Here is a 17,927-nt window from a genome sequence, read left to right on the forward strand (position 1 = left end):
ATCACGATCCTAACATTGAAGTTAGATAACTGGATTGAGTATTATAACTATTCATTAATGATTCTAAATTTGCAAATTTTTGATATAACGCGGTCTGTTTCTCAGTAAATTGCTCTTTAAGATCTGAAATAAGTTTAGTTTGAGCATCAATTTGTGTCTGTAAATCATTATTGTAAAAAGTTGCTGAACCATCATAACCAGCTTTTTTTAGAATTTCAGAGTCTGAACTATAAACATTATCATACAGCAGGCTACTAAATCTCTGCATTATGCCGCTTTCTTTAAACTTTGTGTTAGTATCATCACTATTTGAGGTACTAGTAAATAGCTTTAATACTTGATCAGGATTATTTTCTAAGGCTGTAGTAAGTTTAGTATCGTCAATAGTTAGCTCTCCTGGTTTTGTATAATCATTTGTAAAGTCTATTCCTAAATCAGTGTATTTTAGTGTTGAGCCGCTTACCGCAGTATTTATTGAACTTCTCAGTTGATTTACTATATTAGTAAGGTAGTCATCATTTCTAAGAAGTCCTTCCTTGGTTTTAGTTTCCCACTGAGTAATCTGATCCGTGGTCATTTGAGCCCTTTGTGCATCCGTTAATGGAGGATAATCATTATTCTTTTTTTCTTGCAGCTTAGTATTTATTGTATCTATGAGTTTGTTATAATCTGTAACAAAATCAGTTATTCTCTTTTTTAAATCTGTTACATCTGTCTTACCTGCAAAGGAAACAGGAGAAGAAGTAACATCGGAAGCTGTAAATTTAACACTATCTATTGTAAAGGAATTGCTGGTGTAATATTTATTATTAACTGTATTACCATAGGAGTCTGTAACATTTACATTCAAATTTTCGCCTTCGCTGAACATAACCTGACTAGTAGCACTGGCGGTTATACCAGCAGTAAAAGTTGTATCATCATAGCTAGTGGATAAACTTAAGCTATCTGTACCACCATTTATAGTAATAGGATTTCCAGTACCGTTATCTACAGTTATATTAGTAATATTTTGGGCACTCAATGCATTTGTTATAGCCGTTCTAATTTGAGTATCAGTTACCGCACCTGTTAAGTCCACATCTACTGTTGAAGCTCCAGCGCTAATCTTTACATGCTTTCCTGCAAGACTATTTACATCTGTAACGATATTTGAACTGGTTGAACTGGTTGAGAAAGATATACTCTGTCCATTTCCAGTCTGATTTGTTTGAAGTATATACTTTCCTGTTAAATCACTTTTAACCAGCTTAGCATCTACTCCGGAATTGCTTATAGCATTATTAATAGCTGTCATAGCTGAAGTGTCATCTTTAACAGAAGTTAAGTCCAATGAAATACTTTTTCCATTAATACTGATTGTAGTAGATTTACCCTCAAAACTACTTAAATTATTAAAAGCAAGGTTTGCTTTTGTTGCCAAACTGTTTACCTGTACCTTATAATTGCCCACCTGAGCCCCTGCCAAACCTTCAGCAGTGACAGCACCGCTTGTATCACTTGTTGTAAAGGTAGAACTTGAGTAATTGGTAGAAAGAATCAAATTAGTATCTGAGTTTGCCATATCCAAATATTTTGAATAAAAATCTCTCACGTCTGAAATAATGTCTCTATAGGCACTCTGCTGAAAGCCTAATAATTGTTTTTGTTGATTGGCCTTATCTATTTTTGTTTGATCCGCCTGCATCATTGATTTTACAATAGAATCAGTATCAAGTCCTGATGCTAAACCTGTAATTCTATTATAATAGCCTGATGAGTTTGATGCTGATGACGTGCTGGATGATGTACTTGAATTTATATTCATCCAAATCACTCCTTTCTTTATTAAAAAGTTTTATTTTGCTTGTGCTTGAACCTTTGAAAGTTTTTCTGCCTCATACCAGGTGTCTCTTATATCTTCAATCAAGGGTATTATTGAATCCAATATTTCAACACTTTTCTTTATATTTGCTTCTACTAGCTTTGTATGAATAAAATCGTAAACCATCATAAGCTGCTTTCCCCACTCACCAGACTTGCTTAAATCTAAAGAAGCCATGAGCTCAGCAAATATTTCTTGTGTTGTAACCAGATGCTTATGCGCCTTTACCATGTCGTTATCTACGAGTGCTTGTCTACCGATTTTTGAGTATTTTACAGCACCATCTACCAGCATAAGTAGTAGCTGCTCCTTGGAAGCATAATTTACACTGTTGCTTTTGTATACGCTGTAGGGATTATTTGCTGACATAATTATATTACCTCCTAGAATCTATAAATATTCCTCTACTGTCAGAAGCTTTATTTGTTTCCTCACTTCTTTCAGCTGTTACTTTATACTCTACTACCTTTACTGCATTTATATTTATTTTCTTGTTAACATATTTTGTAAGACTAAATTTCTTATTGTTTTTTTTATTTTTGCCGCGCCTATCCTGCTCTTCGTTATGCTTATCCTGTTCTATTGATATTTCTTCTTTTCTATGAATTACCCCTTCTTTTGTCTTATCATTTATTCTCTGCCTTAAATCAGGGTCAATTTTATTGAATTTTATTTCCATAATATCACCGCCATCCCTGCGATATCTTAAAGCGATAATTATTAGTAGCCATCATGCCTTTTTATCTATTAATAGTCCAGCCATTTCGCACATTTTTGCTACCAAGTCCAATATCTTCTTTGGAGGCAATTCCTGTACTACTTTATTGGTATCCTTATCCTTTACAGCTATGACTATTTGATTGAATCTTTTATCAAAGGAATATTCAAAATAGGTACTCTTATCTTCCAATACCTTATTTAATTTTTCCACAGCTTTCTTAACATCTTCCTCTTTTATATTATCGTTTTTGTCAGAGGTGATATTGCCTGCATTTTTATCTTGTGAAATATTATTATTTCCATCCTGCCCAATAACTTTATCCGTCGTATTTGCATTAATAATTTGAAGTGACCCTCCTTGGCCATTGTTTAAAACTTCCATATTTTCCTCCTTGAAATAATTTAATGAAATACTATTTTAAGTTTTTTAATAAACTTGGATCTATATTAGATGCCTTTTTGTTTTCTTCCACCACTTCATTGTAAAGTTCCTTACGGAGAATAGACACGCTTCTCGGAGCATCTATAGCTAATTTTACAGAACCATCATCCAGTTTTATAACTGTAATCTCTATATCATCTCCAATTAATATAGCTTCACCTTTTTTTCGAGTTATAACAAGCATAATATCACTCCTGAAATATAGGGTATTTTATAATATATTTTTCATTATCCAGTATTAATTGTTCCCCTAAGTTACTTTCCATATTAATAATTATGGGAGCCTTTAAATTTGTGGTTATTTTTTCTTTTTGTCTGTAAATACTAACTGTACTTAATACTAATACATTTTTAGCATCTATAATTTTTAGCTCCTCTACAATAGTGTCATCTATCTCAAATTCATAGTCCTTTATGATATTAAAAGGTGACGTAACAACTAATGCTATATCCATATCTTCTACAGAGTGTAATATGCTAAAGCTGCCATTTCCCTCAACGGGAAACAAAATAAATTTATGAAGCTGCTCAAGCCCTGGCAATCCTTTGTTGAAGGTTATAATTTTATTTTCATCAAAATTTATTTTTCCATGAAATCTAGTTTCTATCTCCATGCTTACCTCCTATGCGCCGCTTCTATCTTAAATAGTCCATAAGGGTAGGTTGTATAACCCTGGCACTAGTCTGAAGAGCTGCGGTGTATACTGTCTGTGCAGTAGTATACTTCATTACCTTCTCTGTAAAATCTATGTCCTGAGTGCTGGATAAGAGTGCTGTGAGATTGGTGCTCTCATCTTCATTTTTTTGCTGAGCACTGTCCATTCTGTTTTGCTTAGCTCCAACCTCAGACCTTAAGGTAAGTACATGATTTAATGCATCTAAAATCCCCTGGGAATCGCTTCCTGTTAGTTTATCTAAAGGAGAGGTGGTATCCGTAGGGTCTGCTGCTTCTGCTGCTGTCTTCTTATCATCCAGATGAGTCAATATACCGTTTAATAAAGACATTACATCTACAGATTTTCCGCTTTCATTAGTAAACTCAAGCACGTCACCAGCAGAAACATTGTAGTCTATAGATACTCCCTGTGACACCTCTGTAGTCAAATCTGATTTAATCATTGTAATCTGTGGATCAGTAGGATTTGTAATTTTATTTCCATCCCTATCGCAATAGAATATTTCATTGTTCCCATTGCTGTCTGCATCTATATTGGTAGGTTTGCTAGTACCTCTAGTACCTCCAAATACATATTTACCATCAAAATTAGTATTTAATATTTGGGATAGCTGCCCCACCTGCTGGTTTATTTCATCCTTTATGGATTTTCTCTCCTCGCTTCCATAGGTAGTGTTACCAGCTGAAACTAAAAGTTCCTTAACTCTCTGAAGCACATTTCCCACCTGATTTAGTGAAGTATCAGTAGCGTCAAGCCAAGAAGAAGCATCCTTTATATTCTGATTATACTGTGCATTAGCGCTTATATTGGTATTGATCTGCATTATTCTTGCAGTCTTAAAAGGATCATCTGAAGGTTTGCTTATTTCCTTTCCAGAAGACAACTGCTGCTGCAAAGTCTGCATGTTTTGAAGATTTCTATTCATATCATTAAGATAATTGGCGGCAAGCATACTATTTGTAACTCTCATAAAAAAATTCACTCCTTATACTATTTTTTCAACCCGTTTATTACCACATCTAAAAGTTCATCTACTGTAGATATGACTTTAGCGCTAGCTTGATATGCGTGCTGAAATTGAATTAGGTTAGCCATTTCCTCATCAAGTGAAACACCAGACACACTCATTCTTGATTGATTTAAGCTGTCAAGCAAATTGCTCTGATTAGAAGTTATTCTTGTGGCTTCTTGAGTTTGCTCTCCTAATTTATCTACTGTATTTTTAAAATATGAATCCATGGTCATACCATTTTGATTGCTGGATATAGTCATACCATTATTAGTAAGTGTGGATCCACCCTTGGAAGCATCAAACAAATCAGCTCTGCTGTTAACTGATATTCCTATATTTTGAATAGTCAGCAATGTATTCTGAAGAGAGGCTATAGCGGAAGCCCTTGCTCCATCAGATTCACCATCCTGCGTATTGTCAGACTCTTTAGCATACTGATCATCGTGAGTCCTTGTTTTAATTTGCATTACATCCTTAACCAACTGCTTATTTACAGATATATTTCCTGCAGTTATTTCGCTTTCACTATTTAAAACATCGCTCAAATTGCTTATTGATGAGTCGCTATTATTATATTTTGCAGTATCGCTATTTACAAAGAAAGGGAGTGGATCATCCGCAGCGTCAGATTTACCGCTTTCTATAGAATTAACTGAAAAAGCTAATACCTTTGCCAATTTATTTAACTGATCTATATAAGAATCTATATCCTTTGTAGAACTTGAATATCCATTTAAATTTCCGGTGGTTGGCTGAAAGGTAGTTAACAAAGGTGCATCTATAGTTTCGCCATTGTTTATTGGCGCTCCATCTCCTTTTATAGCATTGCCGTCTTTATCAGTCCATAATGTTCTGGAATATTGAATATTTTTAATATCGTCGCTGGTAAGTCCAGTAACCTTTAAGGTTCTTTTGTTATCATCACTAGACATATCACCGTTTTTATAAAAAGTAATAATATAAGTATTCCCAGTTGGATCGGAAGTATCCTTATCTATGCCACTCACATAGGCAAGTCTTTTTTCGTCTTGAGGATTCTCAGCTTGAACTAGCTGAGGATATAAGACTCCATCACTATCCGTTGGTTTTACGTCTACTCCGCCAAAGGATTTCTTATCAATAGTTATACCGAATTGTTCACTTAACTGATCCAAAAGGCTATCTCGCTTGTCCATAAGGTCATTAGGAGAATTTCCTTGGGCCTCTACTCCTATGATCTGAGAATTTAAAGCATCTAACTGATTCAATATGCTGTTAGTCTGAAATACTGAATTTTTTATCAAATCATTATTATTATCTTGAAGGTCTTTTAGCTGAGAATAAGTATGATTTAACTCATCTGTCAAAGCTACTGACTGTTGAGCTACCACGGTTCTGGCATCCGAGCTTTGAGGCTGCTTTGAAAGCTGTGACCAAGAACTAAAAAACTTATCTATAAGGCTTCCTATTCCTGAATTAGTAGGCTCGTTAAATATATTCTGTACTTGTCCCAATATATCATTTCTAGTATTATAGGTTCCATAGGTACTAGTTTCATTTCTTACCTGATAATCTAGGAAAGAATCTCGTATTCTATCTATGGAACTTACCTGCGCTCCCGTTCCCAGCTGACCAGCACTTCCATCGCTAAAAGGCCTTGTGGTTTCTATATTTGCTCTCTGCCTGGAATATCCATCCGTATTGGCATTTGCAATATTATGGGAAGTTACATCAATAGCTTTCTGTTGAGTAAACATTCCGCTTTTTGCTATATTAAATGTTGAAAACAATCCTGACATCTATTACCATCCTCTCATTATCTGCCCATTTTACCAGTAGAATTATAGGTTTTTGTTCTCCTATCAGGGTTTAAAACCTTAAGCATTCTGGTAGTAAAACCAAGTCCTTGCTTTATCAAAGCTTCATTGCTATCCTTTTGGACTTGAAGATTAAATAATATATTTTTTATATGCCTATAGCTTTGTTCTAACTCCATATCCTTTTCAGAGCTTATTATGTCACTCATATTTCTTCCTTGAGTTAGTTTTCTTCTTTCCACTTCCGACTCTGCAATCACTTTATTTACTGCTCTTATTTCATTTGTCATGCTGTCAATAGCAAATAAATCATTTTCTAGAAGCAATTTGTGCTGTTTCTCAAGAAGAGACAAAAGACTCTTTAGTGCTTCTGATTCTTTTATTAATATCTCTTTGATAGACTGCATCCTATTTCTCTCCTTTTATAGATTCTACTATCCCCTGAGCTATAAGTTTTGCATTTACATTGTAAGTTCCCTGACTTATACTGTTTCTTAACTCTTCAAGTCTTTTTTCAGAAGATGTATAATCCTTTTCTACAGAAAAGCTGCTTAAGCTCTTTCCTGCAGAGGATATTTCTATGCTATCTGTACCATTGTTTTTTTGAGGCACTTGTTCTCTTTTGCTGACTTTGTTATATATATTTATAATTTTGCTGGATCCAACTCCATCTATTTTCATGCCGCTACCTCCGTATACTTCCTTTAATCTTATTATCGTGCACAGTGAACAAAAGTTTATACTTTAAATAACAAAAATATCTCATCAGCTCATAATATTTTTCCTGCTAATGAGATATTTTCTAATTTTAGTATTTTTTACTTTCCTAAAGATTTTATTCTTTCTTCGCTATTTACAATGCTGGTTATTCTCACTCCAAAGTTTTCATCTACTACTACTACTTCGCCATAAGCTACTCTCTTTCCATTAACCAATATCTCTACTGGTTCTTCTGCTAATTTATCTAATTCAATTAAGGACCCTGTTCCAAGAGCTAATATATCTTTTATACTTTTCTTTGTTCTTCCTAGAACTACTGATATATCCAGCGGAACATCCATAATTAAATCTATGTTCTTAGGCTGAGAATAAACCTGACGGCTTTCAAGAGGCTGAAAATCAGCTCTATGAACTTCTACAGATGGCTTTCTTTGAGGTTGCTCTTCTTCATAGTAGTAATTATTTTCATTTCTTGTTTCTATCTCTTTAGGCTGCTCGCTTGCTATGTTTTTAGAAGAAGGCGCTGCTTTAACTTCAACAGTCTCTTTAGTTTCCTGCTCTTCTTTTCCCATCATGATGGATACTATTTTTTTAGCAGTAGTAACTGGAAGTATCTGCATTATATTGCTATCTACCAAGTCTCCGATGGTCAATCTAAAGGATACCTTAACAATGGTTTCCTTAGGATCCATATCCTCTACATTAATCTCATCATTTTTATGCCATATCATAGCATTAGGTGGAGATATATTAACCTCTCTGGCAAACATTGTAGCCATAGAGGTAGCAGCAGAACCTATCATCTGATTCATAGCTTCCGATACTGCGCTTTCTTCTATTTCGGTAAGTTCAGCCACTTGAACCTTACCATCTCCGCCCATCATAAGGCTGGCAATTACAGCCGCATCTTGAGATTTCATTACCAATAGGTTTTTTCCTATTATTCCAGTAACATATTCTACTGCCACCGCTATATTAGGAACTTCAAAGGTATCAGTAAGTTCATCAAAGGTAGTTAGAGTAACTACTGGTGTAGTTATGTTAACTGGCTGATTTAATATTTGAGATAATGCTGTTGAAGCTGACCCCATTGATATATTACCAACTTCACCAAGTAAATCTTTTTCTATATCTGATAAAATCTCTTCTTGCTGAGGTTCTGCAGTATCAGGTGTAGAAGCTGCTGCTCCGCCATTAAGAAGAGAATCTATTTCTTCCTGAGAAAGGAATCCATTACTCATATAAATCCACATCCTTACTTATAATATCTAGAATCTCAATCCCCATGTTTTTACCAATAACACCTGGTTTTCCGTAATATATTCTTTCATCCTCAGCCATAAGCACTACAGGATTCACAATCCTTTGATTCAAAGGTATCACATCTCCTACAGTGAGCTTCAAGAACTCATCCACAGTAACCTTCGCCTGGCCTAAAACCGCAGTAAGATCAACGTTTATAACATTCAATCTGTTTTTAAGCTTTTCTCTGGACTCTAAAAGGGATTGATCATCTCCCTGCTCAAACCAATACTGGAATACTAATTTATCCATAACTTTCTCTATAGAAATATATGGTATACAAATATTAATAAAAGTAGTATTATTGCCTATTTCAACTGAGAAAGTTATAAGTGCCACAGGCTCATGTGGTGCTAATGTCTGGTTTAAAGCAGGATTAGTTTCTATTCCTTCAATTTCTGGCTGAACATGCATAATTTCTTCCCACGCAAGCTTTAAATTAGATATTAATCCTTCATTTACATGCCTTATTATGTTTTTATCGATATCCGTAAATTCTCTAACTTTTGATTTCTTATCTCCAGTTCCTCCTAAAAGTATATCAATAATCTGATATACGAAGGCTGGATTAGTCTCAAACAATATTGTACCATTAAGCGGAGGCATTTTAAATATAGTCAAAATAGTTGGATTAGGTACTGAATGTATAAATTCTTCGTATGTGATTTGCTCCACTGATTCAATATTAACTTTTACATTCGTTCTAACTTGTGCTGTTAAATAATTTGATATGATTCTTGCAAAATTGTCGTGTATAAGTTCTAGAGTTCTCAGATGATCTTTAGAAAACTTTTGTGGGCTTCTGAAATCATATAGTTTTACCTTTTGTTTTTCTTCATCCTTACCAGGAAGTTCATCCGGCTGTAATTCGCCAGATGACAAAGCAGATAATAGAGCGTCTATCTCACCCTGCGATAAAACTTCTGCCATAGTTTTCCCTCATTTCGTAACTAGTTTAATTTTAGTTCATCAACATCCACTAGAGTAACTAAATTATCCTCTAGATTTATAACGCCTTTAATATATGGTCTAGTCCTATCTTCCTGAACCTTTTCTATCTTCTTATCAGATATTTCCATGACTTCACTGACATCATCAACAGCTATTCCTACTAGTTCTTCATTCATGTTCAATATAATAATGCTGTTCTTTTCTTTATCCAATTTGTTAATGTCCAAAAGCATATCTATATCCAAAAGAGAAATAACATTTCCCCTTAAGTTGATTAGTCCCTTTATGTAGCCTGGAGCTGTAGGCACCTTTGTTATTTCCATAGAATTTTCTATTCCCTGAACCTTAGAAGTTTCAACTGCAAATAGTTCTTCATTTAGCTTAAATATAATAATTTGCATGCGACTCACCTCCCAAATCTTTATAGATTCTTATTTTATTTTAGCCCAAAGCTTTTTTAACTGCTTCTAAAACTCTATCTGCCTGGAATGGCTTAACTATAAAATCTCTTGCTCCTGCTTTTATAGCATCCATAACCATAGTCTGCTGCCCCATAGCGCTGCACATTATAACCTTAGCCGCACCATCAAAAGCTTTAATCTGCTTTACAGCTTCAATTCCATCCATATCAGGCATTGTTATGTCCATAGTTACTATGTCAGGCTTCTCTTTCTTATATAGTTCTACAGCCTTAATACCATTGTTAGCTTCTCCAACAACTTCATATCCATTCTTCTCTAATATATCCTTTATCATCATTCTCATAAAAGCAGCATCATCAACAATTAATACTTTTGCCATTTTTAATCCTCCTTGAATTATATAATATTACTTTACTCCTAAAGAGCTTAATATTTTTTCCAGGGATCCTGGAACAGGGACAAAATAAAAATGTCCTCCAATGTTTTTTGCATCTTCATTTAAAAACATAGTTTCAATATCTAAAGCATACTCCTCATACTGTCCTGCTTCAATAAAAGTAGTTGAAAGTATGGCCCCCAGCATATCATATGTTATAGCTGGTACTGATGGCATTATTGAAACATTAGCAAATCTTGATATGGCGTTCATATAAGATCCTGACACTATATTTCCTACTTCACACAGGGCAGATGTGCCAAGCTCAGTAAGCTCGGTATCTCTTTTACCTGTTAAAAGCTCTACCAGATTCATGGCTGTATCAAAATCAAAAATGAACAATATATTTCCAGGTGCATCACCAAGAACTCTTACAATAACTCCAATTACTAATTCTTCTCCACCTATTCTATTAAATATTTCAGTGAAAGGAATAACGTTTATTGATGGTACTGTCATATCAACTTTTTTGTTTATAAGCTGTGATAAAGCCGTTGCAGCATTACCTGCTCCTATATTACCCACTTCTGCCAAGGCATCCAACTGTGCATCATTAAAATCTAAACTCTCCATAAATATCCTCCTTGATGTTTATAGATAAATTAAATCATAGCTGCTGCATCTAATATAAGAGTAACGAGACCATCTCCTAAAATAGTAGCACCTATATATTCTTTTACCTTGCTTAAGGTCTTGCCTAGAGGTTTTATTACTATTTCCTGCTGTCCAAGAAGTGAATCCACTAAAAGTCCTGTAGTCTTATCTCCAACCTTAGCAATAACAACATATTTGTTCTTGTTATCGCCGCTATCTATTTTTAATTTTTCATTAACTCTTACAAACGGAATTACACTATCTCTATATACTATGACCTCTTTATTGTTAGTCTTTTTAACCATTTCTTCCTTGAAATCAATAACTCTGTCAATGTAAGCTAAAGAAATAGCAAAGGTTTCTGTTCCTATATTAACCAATAGGGATTGAATTATTTGAAGAGTCAAAGGCAGTTTTATAATGAAGGCTGAACCTTTTCCTTCTTCACTTACTAAATCTAAAGTTCCCCCAAGGCTAGATACTTTAGTTTTTACAACATCCATACCAACCCCTCTTCCAGAAATATCTGTTACCTGTTCGCTGGTACTAAATCCTTGGGCAAATATAAGATTTTTTATATCATTATCTGACATTCCTTCGGTGCTTATACCAACCTTTTCGGCTTTAGCTTTTACTTTTTCTAAGTTTATGCCAGCACCATCATCTTCAACCTTGATAACAGCTTTAGTTCCTTCCTGATAAGCGCTTAATTTTATTGTTCCTACAGGATTCTTACCAGATTTTTCTCTGTCTTCCTTACTTTCAACACCGTGGTCTGCTGCATTTCTTAAAAGATGAATCAGCGGTTCTCCAATTTCATCAATAACTGTTCTGTCAAGTTCAGTATCAGCACCCTGCATTACAAAATTAATTTCTTTGTTAAGCTCCACAGATAAATCTCTGATAAGTCTTGGGAATCTATTGAATACTATATCCACTGGAAGCATTCTTATCTTCATAACAAGATCTTGTAAATCTGATGTAGTTCTTGCTACCTGTTCCAAGGTTTCGTTAAGTTCAGCTAATTTATAGTTAGAACTTATCTTTTCTAATCTTGTTCTATTAATTACAAGCTCAGAAACCATGTTCATAAATTTATCTAGTCTTTCCAAATCAACTCTTACGGATTGATGAGCCTTTTTATGCTGTGGAGAAGCTTCTTTTTCAGGCTGCTTCTTTGCATCAGCCTTTGGCTTAGGAGCTTCCGCTTTTTTAGCTTCGGTCTTAACTTCTGCATTTTCTTTAGCAGGAGCACTTGATGGTTTTCCTAAATCTAACACAGAAATTATTACTTCATCAATTTCAGATATGCCCTTAATATTGTTGTACACAAATTCTTTGTTTTTCTCAGATACATAAACAAGATCTATTTCAAAATCGAAATTCTCATTCTCTATATCCTCTGTATTTGGTATGGACTTTATTATTTCACCATTATCCTCTAAAGTTTTAAATACAAGAAAGGCTCTTGCGGATTTTAATAAAGTATTCTTATTTAATATTACCTTTATTTCATAAGCATTGTACCCTCTGTAGCCAGCTTGGCGGATAACATTTACGTCATACTCATTTAAAGCAATAGTTGGCTTAGCTCCAGGTTCCACTGCAGCTTTTACAGGTGCAGCTTCTTTTTCTATTTCTTTGCTTTCTATAGGTTCATCATTTTTGCTTTCGCTTATGGATTGAAGGGACTGCATTATTTTTTCAATATCCACATTGTTTAAACTGCCTTCATCTTGTATAGTATTTACCATACCCTCCAAAGTGTCCAAACACTGAAAAAGAACAGTTACAACATTTTGGTTTACAGAAAGCACACCTTCTCTAAATTCTGTTAATACGTCCTCCATCTTGTGTGTGAGCTCAGCCATTTGACTAAACCCCATTGTGGCTGCCATACCCTTTATAGTATGAGCTACTCTAAATATCTCATTAAGTTTATTTTTATCATCTGGATTCTGCTCAAGCTCAAGTAAAGATTCATTTAGTGTCTGCAAATTATCCATTGATTCCTCTAAAAACATTGACATATATTGTTGAGTATCCATATCCTTCTCCTCCTAACCTTATATTTTTTTATATATGAATGTTGATGCTTTCTCAAATCCAAAATCCTTATAATTATATATGCTTTCAGTGGCTCCTACAAACAAGAGTCCACCTTTTTTCAAGGAATTACTGAAATTCATATATATATTGTTCTTTACATCCTGGTTAAAATATATTACTACATTTCTGCAAACTATAACATCAAAGTTATTGTCATACTTTTCTAATATCAAATCATGTTTTTTAAAGGATATCATTTGTTTTAATTTTTGAGAAATAGCATACTTATCACCTTCATTTGTAAAGTACTTTTTCATATATTCTGGCCTGATATTCTTTAGCTCACCTTCATCATAGACACCTTTTTTGGCTCTTTCCAATATGGTTGAATCAATATCAGTGGCTATTATATTATGCTTTCCAGTTGGAGCTATGTCATCTAAAATCATAGCCAAAGAATAAGGCTCAGCACCTATGGAACAGGCAGCACTCCAAATCTTTAGATTTTTGTTATATGGAAGTACTTCATCAATGATCTTTTTCTTGAATTCTTCAAAGATTTCTGGATTTCTAAAAAACTCTGTAACATTTATAGTGATAAAATCAAGAAATTTTTGTCTTTGAGCTTTATCTTTTTTCAGCAAATCTATATATTCTTTATCAGTCTCCACACCTATTCTAGACATGAGGCTATTTATTCTTCTATGCAGCTGATTAGATTTGTAGGCTGAAAGATTTATTCCAAATTCCTTAAGAACCCATTCTTGAAAATAAGAAAAGTCTGTAATCATAATTCAATGCCTCCTTTATCTTTTGAGTAGCTTTACCACCTGAATGGGTATATCTTGTAAAGGCAGCATTTCATCTACCATTCCAGTTTCAAAGGCTGCCTTTGGCATGCCATATATTGTACAAGTAGAAGAGTGCTCCGCCAGTGTTACTCCTCCAGATTTTTTAATTTCTGCAGTTCCCATGGCGCCATCTTTTCCCATGCCAGTAAGCACTGCACTTATTAAACTTCCTTGGTATACTTTAGCAGCGCTGAAAAACAGTTTATCCGCTGCAGGTCTTACCCCATGCATGGAAGGCTCCTGATTAAGATGTATTTTCTTGTCATCCCATACCTCCATATGAAATCCGCCCGGAGCAATATATACAGTATCAGCTACAACATTTTCTCCATCCTTAGCCTCTACTACATTTATATCTGAATTATCATTAACTCTTTCCGCAAAAGCTTTGGTAAAGCCTGCTGGCATATGTTGTACTACAAATACTGGCACTCCTATATGCTTCGGCAAAGCAGTAATAACTGTAAATAAAGCCTTTGGTCCTCCTGTGGAGGCTGCTATAACAATGGCCTCAAAATTCTTTCTTATTTTTTGAGATATATTAGTATTAATATTCTCTTTAATAACACTTACTGGGATTTTATCAGCTTCGATTTTTAATTTTTTTTGATTATATGCCAGTCTTATTTTTTCAATCAACAAGTCCCGTACCTTATTAATATCCAAACTAATCTCTCCTGAAGGCTTAGGTATGAAATCAAATGCTCCTCCGGCTAAACATTCCATAGTGAGCTTTGTATCTCTTTCCGAAACGCTGCTTAGAACTATTACTGGTATATTAATTCCTTTTTTCTTTAACTCTTTCAACGCGTCTATTCCATTCATTATTGGCATTTGAACATCTAGGGTGATTACATGTGGTTTTTCACTTTCCAATTTTTCTAGAAGCTCTGCACCGTTTTTAGCTGTGCCTATAACTTCTATGTCAGCTTCGTTGCTTAACATTTCAGATATTATTCTTCGCATCAAAGCTGAATCATCTACCACCATAACCTTTATTTCCTTCATATAACATATCACCCCTTTATATATTTTTTATATCTAAACCCACAGTCCTTATACACACACTTCCATTATCTGCATCCAATATCATAGTCCTGCCTCTATTTCCTCCTAAATCTTCTGAAATTAGAGGTATATTTTGCTTTTGAAGTGCTGCTTTAACTGCAATTCCATTTCTATTTCCTATGTCCATAGTCATACTTTTATCAGAAAAATTAAACATTGAAGCTCCGCCAACAATTTTGGCCTTGAGGTTTCTTTTATTGCACCCCAGCGATAAAAGTTTTTCTATAAGTATAGGTATGGCTAAATCAGCAAATTTATAAGGATTAGCAACATTGTTAAACTGGGTACTGTCTGGAAGCATTATGTGGGATAAGCCTCCTATTTTTGATATAGAATCATAAAGAGCTATTCCTACGCAGGATCCTAATCCAACAGTTATTAATTTTCCAGGGGAAGATACGGTATTCAAGTCAGCAATTCCTACTCTGATTTCTTTATTCTCCATAATACTCACCCTATAAAAGTTTCTCTTTTTCTTCTTCTGTCAGGATAGATACTAAATTTAAAAATATTACTATTTTATCTTCAAGTTTTATCAACCCGCGTATGTATCTTTTTGATATGCCTGATACCACCTCTGGAGCGCTTTCTACATCACTTTCTTTTATGTTTTTAACCTCGGATACAGCATCTACTACGATACCTATTTTACCCTTTTCTTCTTTAGCTACTACAATTTTTGCATCTTTTGTATTTTTTATAGAATTAAGCTTAAATCTTTTGGCAAGATTCATTACCGGTAAAATATTATCAGAGTTCTTTATAACCCCTTCAATAAATTCAGGTGAATCCGGAAGTTTTGTAGTGGGCTCATACCCAATTATCCTTTCAACCTCCATAATGTCTGTTGCAAAGTATTCATCATCTATTGTAAAGATTAATACTTTTAATTCATTATCCATCTTGTACCTCCTAAATCAGCTTCAGTTTTTCCACCATAAGTTCATTATCTTTATCTAAATAAGCATGAATTTGCCTGCAGGGCATATCAATAACATATTCTCTATTGTCAACAACTATAGTAGTATTCTCAAAGGCTGTATCAATCCAAATATGTCCATGTTTTCCCACCTTAAGTTTTGTAACTACTTTTCCGTTGCTGCCTACAGTAGCACATCTTATTTCCTCTGCTGCTGACAGAACACCTCCACGCAAAATACCTTTATCATTGGTAAAAATTATAGATTTATTAGCAGTTAATTCAGATATATAGCAGCCCTTTCCGCTTATATATATATTCCCAGAACTGCTTACCTTACATTCTTGACAATAGGATATAGTGGTATCAACTTCCGCTGTCAGATTCTTCTTTAACAATTCAATCTTTTCTTCTAATTCCGACAAAAGTTCATTTAATTCACTATATTTTTTAATTGATAATGGAGCAGCTCCAATAAGCCTAGTTTTTATTAATGGAAGTAATTTATCATTGTTTACATTATCATCATATATGTAATCTTTGATAATATCAATACAGTTCTTGCTTATAATTTTAAATTTGCTTTCAATTAATAATTTAATTATTTCACCATCGCTCTTATTTTTCCCCAAAATGCCATAATTCTTTATTTCATTAATGGCTTCTTTCATAAGCTCCATATGATTTTTTAAGCTTATCATATCATTTATCCTTTTAAGTACAATTACATCAGTACCTCCAGAATAAATCTCAGATGAAATAGCATTTCCTTTAATTATCACAGATCCTTGTCCAACTATTTTAGCTTTTTGTACATCTCTTTCCACATAAATAGAGGATTGAGATTTAACGTTCATACCTTCTGAAACATTTCCATTAATTTTAACATCACCAATGAAATTAATGTTTCCGCTCTTTATATCAACATCCCCTGAAACTTCATATATTTCATTAACGCATATGACGTTATTTTTAATGCATGGGTTACCTTCAATAGAAGAAATAACCTTATTTTCTTCAACTGTGCATCCAGTACCAGCTCTAAGTTCCAATATCTTCCTTTGAGATGTTTTTAATTGGCGCCCATGAATATTTATGCCATTAGTTCCATCCTCTCCAGTAATTAGTTCTGCTAGTACCTCACCTTTTCTAACAGAATTGATTATATTTAAATTTTTATAATCTATTCTGCTGCCATCATCCACAAAATTTTTTTTATTACCGCCATCAAATTTATATATAATAGTATCATTAATTGAAGGCTTAGCATAAACTCCTTCCGCCACTAAAATCGGTTCATCGGTTGAAGCTTCTATACATTTTTCAATGCCTTCATTCTTTATTCCATAGATTATTTTTTCTTTTATAAGTGCTTCCTTTACCTCATTTACTGTATACTTATCAGGAAATATTTTTTCGCAGGATACAAATTCTAATATTATTCTGGTATTTGCTTCGGTATCCTTTAAATTACACTTAATTTGTGGCTCGTATTTTATGGTAGCAAATGCTTTCATGTCATCCTCAGATACCTTTATATTTAGATATCTTTTAGCTTGATAATCTGCAAACTGCACATCTACAGTATCCTCTTCGCTAATTTGAGTCGGGCCATGGATATCTTCTCCATTCACTGCTACAAAAACACCAACACCTGCTATAATCGTAGGCTGTGTTCCTCCATTTTCAGGATTTTTAACAACCAATCTTCCATTTTCAACTGCAGCAGTTCCATCTATTATCTTTTCTTCTACAGACTCTTCATCTATCTGCAGATTATCGACTTCTTCATTTGGAACTTCTACCTCTATAGTGATATCTTTTTTAAGAAATGTTCTTCTTTCCTCTAGAATCTTATACTTCAAATCTTCAGTAGAAATACCAAGTTCTTCACTAGCTTTTTTGAGGCACTGCCTAAGTGTACTACCTTTATATTTTTGTGTCCCCATGATTATGGCACACTCCTTACTTATTTAATTGAAAATTTAAGCATATTATAAATTAAGTATATCATACGGTACCATATATATCTATATTTTTACATACTTTTTGTTTATTTAAATCTTATATTATATATCGTAATAATTTTAATATCCTTTAATAT

At 33.9% G+C, this 17,927-nt stretch carries 21 protein-coding genes; all 21 read right to left on the reverse strand.

The window, feature by feature from the left end; all coding sequences use genetic code 11:
• Nucleotide 1: 1 nt before the first annotated feature.
• The 21 genes from fliD to IAI10_RS08485 all read right to left on the reverse strand — a co-directional run bounded on the left by fliD (nucleotide 2) and on the right by IAI10_RS08485 (nucleotide 17,772).
• A complete protein-coding gene (gene fliD / locus IAI10_RS08385) occupies nucleotides 2-1,807 on the reverse strand; it encodes a flagellar filament capping protein FliD (RefSeq protein ID WP_315672852.1) in 1,806 nt (601 codons plus the stop codon).
• 30 nt (nucleotides 1,808-1,837) lie between these two features.
• Nucleotides 1,838-2,233 carry a flagellar export chaperone FliS gene (gene fliS / locus IAI10_RS08390; RefSeq protein ID WP_315672853.1) on the reverse strand — a complete coding sequence of 132 codons (396 nt, stop codon included), beginning with the start codon at nucleotides 2,231-2,233 and terminating at the stop codon, nucleotides 1,838-1,840.
• Nucleotides 2,234-2,240: 7 nt separating this feature from the next.
• Complete coding sequence (locus tag IAI10_RS08395; protein ID WP_315672854.1) at nucleotides 2,241-2,543, reverse strand: hypothetical protein; 303 nt, start codon at nucleotides 2,541-2,543, stop codon at nucleotides 2,241-2,243.
• A gap of 51 nt (nucleotides 2,544-2,594) precedes the next feature.
• A complete protein-coding gene (locus tag IAI10_RS08400; RefSeq protein WP_315672855.1) occupies nucleotides 2,595-2,966 on the reverse strand; it encodes a flagellar protein FlaG in 372 nt (123 codons plus the stop codon).
• 31 nt (nucleotides 2,967-2,997) lie between these two features.
• Nucleotides 2,998-3,210, reverse strand: coding sequence for a carbon storage regulator CsrA (gene csrA, locus IAI10_RS08405; RefSeq protein ID WP_315672856.1), 213 nt, complete (start codon nucleotides 3,208-3,210; stop codon nucleotides 2,998-3,000).
• A gap of 4 nt (nucleotides 3,211-3,214) precedes the next feature.
• Complete coding sequence (gene fliW / locus IAI10_RS08410; protein WP_315672857.1) at nucleotides 3,215-3,640, reverse strand: flagellar assembly protein FliW; 426 nt, start codon at nucleotides 3,638-3,640, stop codon at nucleotides 3,215-3,217.
• 22 nt (nucleotides 3,641-3,662) lie between these two features.
• On the reverse strand, nucleotides 3,663-4,673 hold the full coding sequence (gene flgL / locus IAI10_RS08415) for a flagellar hook-associated protein FlgL (RefSeq protein WP_315672858.1): 1,011 nt from the start codon (nucleotides 4,671-4,673) through the stop codon (nucleotides 3,663-3,665).
• Between the two features lie 20 nt (nucleotides 4,674-4,693).
• Nucleotides 4,694-6,493 (reverse strand): flagellar hook-associated protein FlgK, encoded by a 1,800-nt coding sequence (gene flgK / locus IAI10_RS08420; protein ID WP_315672859.1) that lies wholly within the window; start codon nucleotides 6,491-6,493, stop codon nucleotides 4,694-4,696.
• A gap of 17 nt (nucleotides 6,494-6,510) precedes the next feature.
• Complete coding sequence (locus tag IAI10_RS08425) at nucleotides 6,511-6,918, reverse strand: flagellar protein FlgN (RefSeq protein WP_315672860.1); 408 nt, start codon at nucleotides 6,916-6,918, stop codon at nucleotides 6,511-6,513.
• Between the two features lies 1 nt (nucleotide 6,919).
• Nucleotides 6,920-7,192: a flagellar biosynthesis anti-sigma factor FlgM gene (gene flgM / locus IAI10_RS08430; protein ID WP_315672861.1), complete on the reverse strand. Its 273-nt coding sequence runs from the start codon at nucleotides 7,190-7,192 to the stop codon at nucleotides 6,920-6,922.
• Nucleotides 7,193-7,329: 137 nt separating this feature from the next.
• Nucleotides 7,330-8,472, reverse strand: a complete 1,143-nt coding sequence (gene fliY, locus IAI10_RS08435) for a flagellar motor switch phosphatase FliY (RefSeq protein ID WP_315672862.1) — start codon at nucleotides 8,470-8,472, stop codon at nucleotides 7,330-7,332.
• Nucleotides 8,465-9,463, reverse strand: coding sequence for a flagellar motor switch protein FliM (gene fliM / locus IAI10_RS08440; protein ID WP_315672863.1), 999 nt, complete (start codon nucleotides 9,461-9,463; stop codon nucleotides 8,465-8,467). Before fliM ends, fliY begins: the two co-directional genes overlap by 8 nt.
• Before the next feature lie 20 nt (nucleotides 9,464-9,483).
• On the reverse strand, nucleotides 9,484-9,885 hold the full coding sequence (locus IAI10_RS08445; RefSeq protein ID WP_315672864.1) for a chemotaxis protein CheW: 402 nt from the start codon (nucleotides 9,883-9,885) through the stop codon (nucleotides 9,484-9,486).
• Between the two features lie 40 nt (nucleotides 9,886-9,925).
• On the reverse strand, nucleotides 9,926-10,285 hold the full coding sequence (locus IAI10_RS08450) for a response regulator (RefSeq protein ID WP_315672865.1): 360 nt from the start codon (nucleotides 10,283-10,285) through the stop codon (nucleotides 9,926-9,928).
• Nucleotides 10,286-10,312: 27 nt separating this feature from the next.
• Complete coding sequence (locus IAI10_RS08455; protein ID WP_315672866.1) at nucleotides 10,313-10,915, reverse strand: chemotaxis protein CheC; 603 nt, start codon at nucleotides 10,913-10,915, stop codon at nucleotides 10,313-10,315.
• Nucleotides 10,916-10,944: 29 nt separating this feature from the next.
• Nucleotides 10,945-12,984 (reverse strand): chemotaxis protein CheA, encoded by a 2,040-nt coding sequence (locus tag IAI10_RS08460; RefSeq protein WP_315672867.1) that lies wholly within the window; start codon nucleotides 12,982-12,984, stop codon nucleotides 10,945-10,947.
• A gap of 18 nt (nucleotides 12,985-13,002) precedes the next feature.
• Nucleotides 13,003-13,776, reverse strand: a complete 774-nt coding sequence (locus tag IAI10_RS08465; RefSeq protein WP_315672868.1) for a protein-glutamate O-methyltransferase CheR — start codon at nucleotides 13,774-13,776, stop codon at nucleotides 13,003-13,005.
• Nucleotides 13,777-13,791: 15 nt separating this feature from the next.
• Nucleotides 13,792-14,844 carry a chemotaxis response regulator protein-glutamate methylesterase gene (locus tag IAI10_RS08470; RefSeq protein WP_315672869.1) on the reverse strand — a complete coding sequence of 351 codons (1,053 nt, stop codon included), beginning with the start codon at nucleotides 14,842-14,844 and terminating at the stop codon, nucleotides 13,792-13,794.
• 16 nt (nucleotides 14,845-14,860) lie between these two features.
• Entirely contained in the window at nucleotides 14,861-15,349 is a 489-nt protein-coding gene (locus IAI10_RS08475; protein WP_315672870.1) for a chemotaxis protein CheD, read from the reverse strand.
• Between the two features lie 10 nt (nucleotides 15,350-15,359).
• Nucleotides 15,360-15,806, reverse strand: a complete 447-nt coding sequence (locus tag IAI10_RS08480) for a chemotaxis protein CheW (RefSeq protein ID WP_315672871.1) — start codon at nucleotides 15,804-15,806, stop codon at nucleotides 15,360-15,362.
• Nucleotides 15,807-15,816: 10 nt separating this feature from the next.
• A complete protein-coding gene (locus IAI10_RS08485; protein ID WP_315672872.1) occupies nucleotides 15,817-17,772 on the reverse strand; it encodes a flagellar assembly protein A in 1,956 nt (651 codons plus the stop codon).
• Nucleotides 17,773-17,927: the final 155 nt, after the last annotated feature.

It is taken from the genome of Clostridium sp. 19966, assembly GCF_032335695.1.
In the GTDB taxonomy this organism is placed as follows: domain Bacteria; phylum Bacillota; class Clostridia; order Clostridiales; family Clostridiaceae; genus JACTOJ01.

What these genes read in the sequence shown, in the direction of transcription:
- fliD (WP_315672852.1), bottom strand. Translation starts at nt 1,807, where the DNA reads ATGAATATAAATTCAAGTACATCATCCAGCACGTCATCAGCATCAAAC.
- IAI10_RS08475 (WP_315672870.1), bottom strand. Translation starts at nt 15,349, where the DNA reads ATGGAGAATAAAGAAATCAGAGTAGGAATTGCTGACTTGAATACCGTA.
- IAI10_RS08425 (WP_315672860.1), bottom strand. Translation starts at nt 6,918, where the DNA reads ATGCAGTCTATCAAAGAGATATTAATAAAAGAATCAGAAGCACTAAAG.
- IAI10_RS08485 (WP_315672872.1), bottom strand. Translation starts at nt 17,772, where the DNA reads ATGGGGACACAAAAATATAAAGGTAGTACACTTAGGCAGTGCCTCAAA.
- IAI10_RS08470 (WP_315672869.1), bottom strand. Translation starts at nt 14,844, where the DNA reads ATGAAGGAAATAAAGGTTATGGTGGTAGATGATTCAGCTTTGATGCGA.
- flgK (WP_315672859.1), bottom strand. Translation starts at nt 6,493, where the DNA reads ATGTCAGGATTGTTTTCAACATTTAATATAGCAAAAAGCGGAATGTTT.
- flgM (WP_315672861.1), bottom strand. Translation starts at nt 7,192, where the DNA reads ATGAAAATAGATGGAGTTGGATCCAGCAAAATTATAAATATATATAAC.
- IAI10_RS08455 (WP_315672866.1), bottom strand. Translation starts at nt 10,915, where the DNA reads ATGGAGAGTTTAGATTTTAATGATGCACAGTTGGATGCCTTGGCAGAA.
- fliS (WP_315672853.1), bottom strand. Translation starts at nt 2,233, where the DNA reads ATGTCAGCAAATAATCCCTACAGCGTATACAAAAGCAACAGTGTAAAT.
- IAI10_RS08445 (WP_315672864.1), bottom strand. Translation starts at nt 9,885, where the DNA reads ATGCAAATTATTATATTTAAGCTAAATGAAGAACTATTTGCAGTTGAA.
- fliY (WP_315672862.1), bottom strand. Translation starts at nt 8,472, where the DNA reads ATGAGTAATGGATTCCTTTCTCAGGAAGAAATAGATTCTCTTCTTAAT.
- IAI10_RS08395 (WP_315672854.1), bottom strand. Translation starts at nt 2,543, where the DNA reads ATGGAAATAAAATTCAATAAAATTGACCCTGATTTAAGGCAGAGAATA.
- fliW (WP_315672857.1), bottom strand. Translation starts at nt 3,640, where the DNA reads ATGGAGATAGAAACTAGATTTCATGGAAAAATAAATTTTGATGAAAAT.
- csrA (WP_315672856.1), bottom strand. Translation starts at nt 3,210, where the DNA reads ATGCTTGTTATAACTCGAAAAAAAGGTGAAGCTATATTAATTGGAGAT.
- IAI10_RS08450 (WP_315672865.1), bottom strand. Translation starts at nt 10,285, where the DNA reads ATGGCAAAAGTATTAATTGTTGATGATGCTGCTTTTATGAGAATGATG.
- IAI10_RS08480 (WP_315672871.1), bottom strand. Translation starts at nt 15,806, where the DNA reads ATGGATAATGAATTAAAAGTATTAATCTTTACAATAGATGATGAATAC.
- IAI10_RS08460 (WP_315672867.1), bottom strand. Translation starts at nt 12,984, where the DNA reads ATGGATACTCAACAATATATGTCAATGTTTTTAGAGGAATCAATGGAT.
- IAI10_RS08465 (WP_315672868.1), bottom strand. Translation starts at nt 13,776, where the DNA reads ATGATTACAGACTTTTCTTATTTTCAAGAATGGGTTCTTAAGGAATTT.
- fliM (WP_315672863.1), bottom strand. Translation starts at nt 9,463, where the DNA reads ATGGCAGAAGTTTTATCGCAGGGTGAGATAGACGCTCTATTATCTGCT.
- flgL (WP_315672858.1), bottom strand. Translation starts at nt 4,673, where the DNA reads ATGAGAGTTACAAATAGTATGCTTGCCGCCAATTATCTTAATGATATG.
- IAI10_RS08400 (WP_315672855.1), bottom strand. Translation starts at nt 2,966, where the DNA reads ATGGAAGTTTTAAACAATGGCCAAGGAGGGTCACTTCAAATTATTAAT.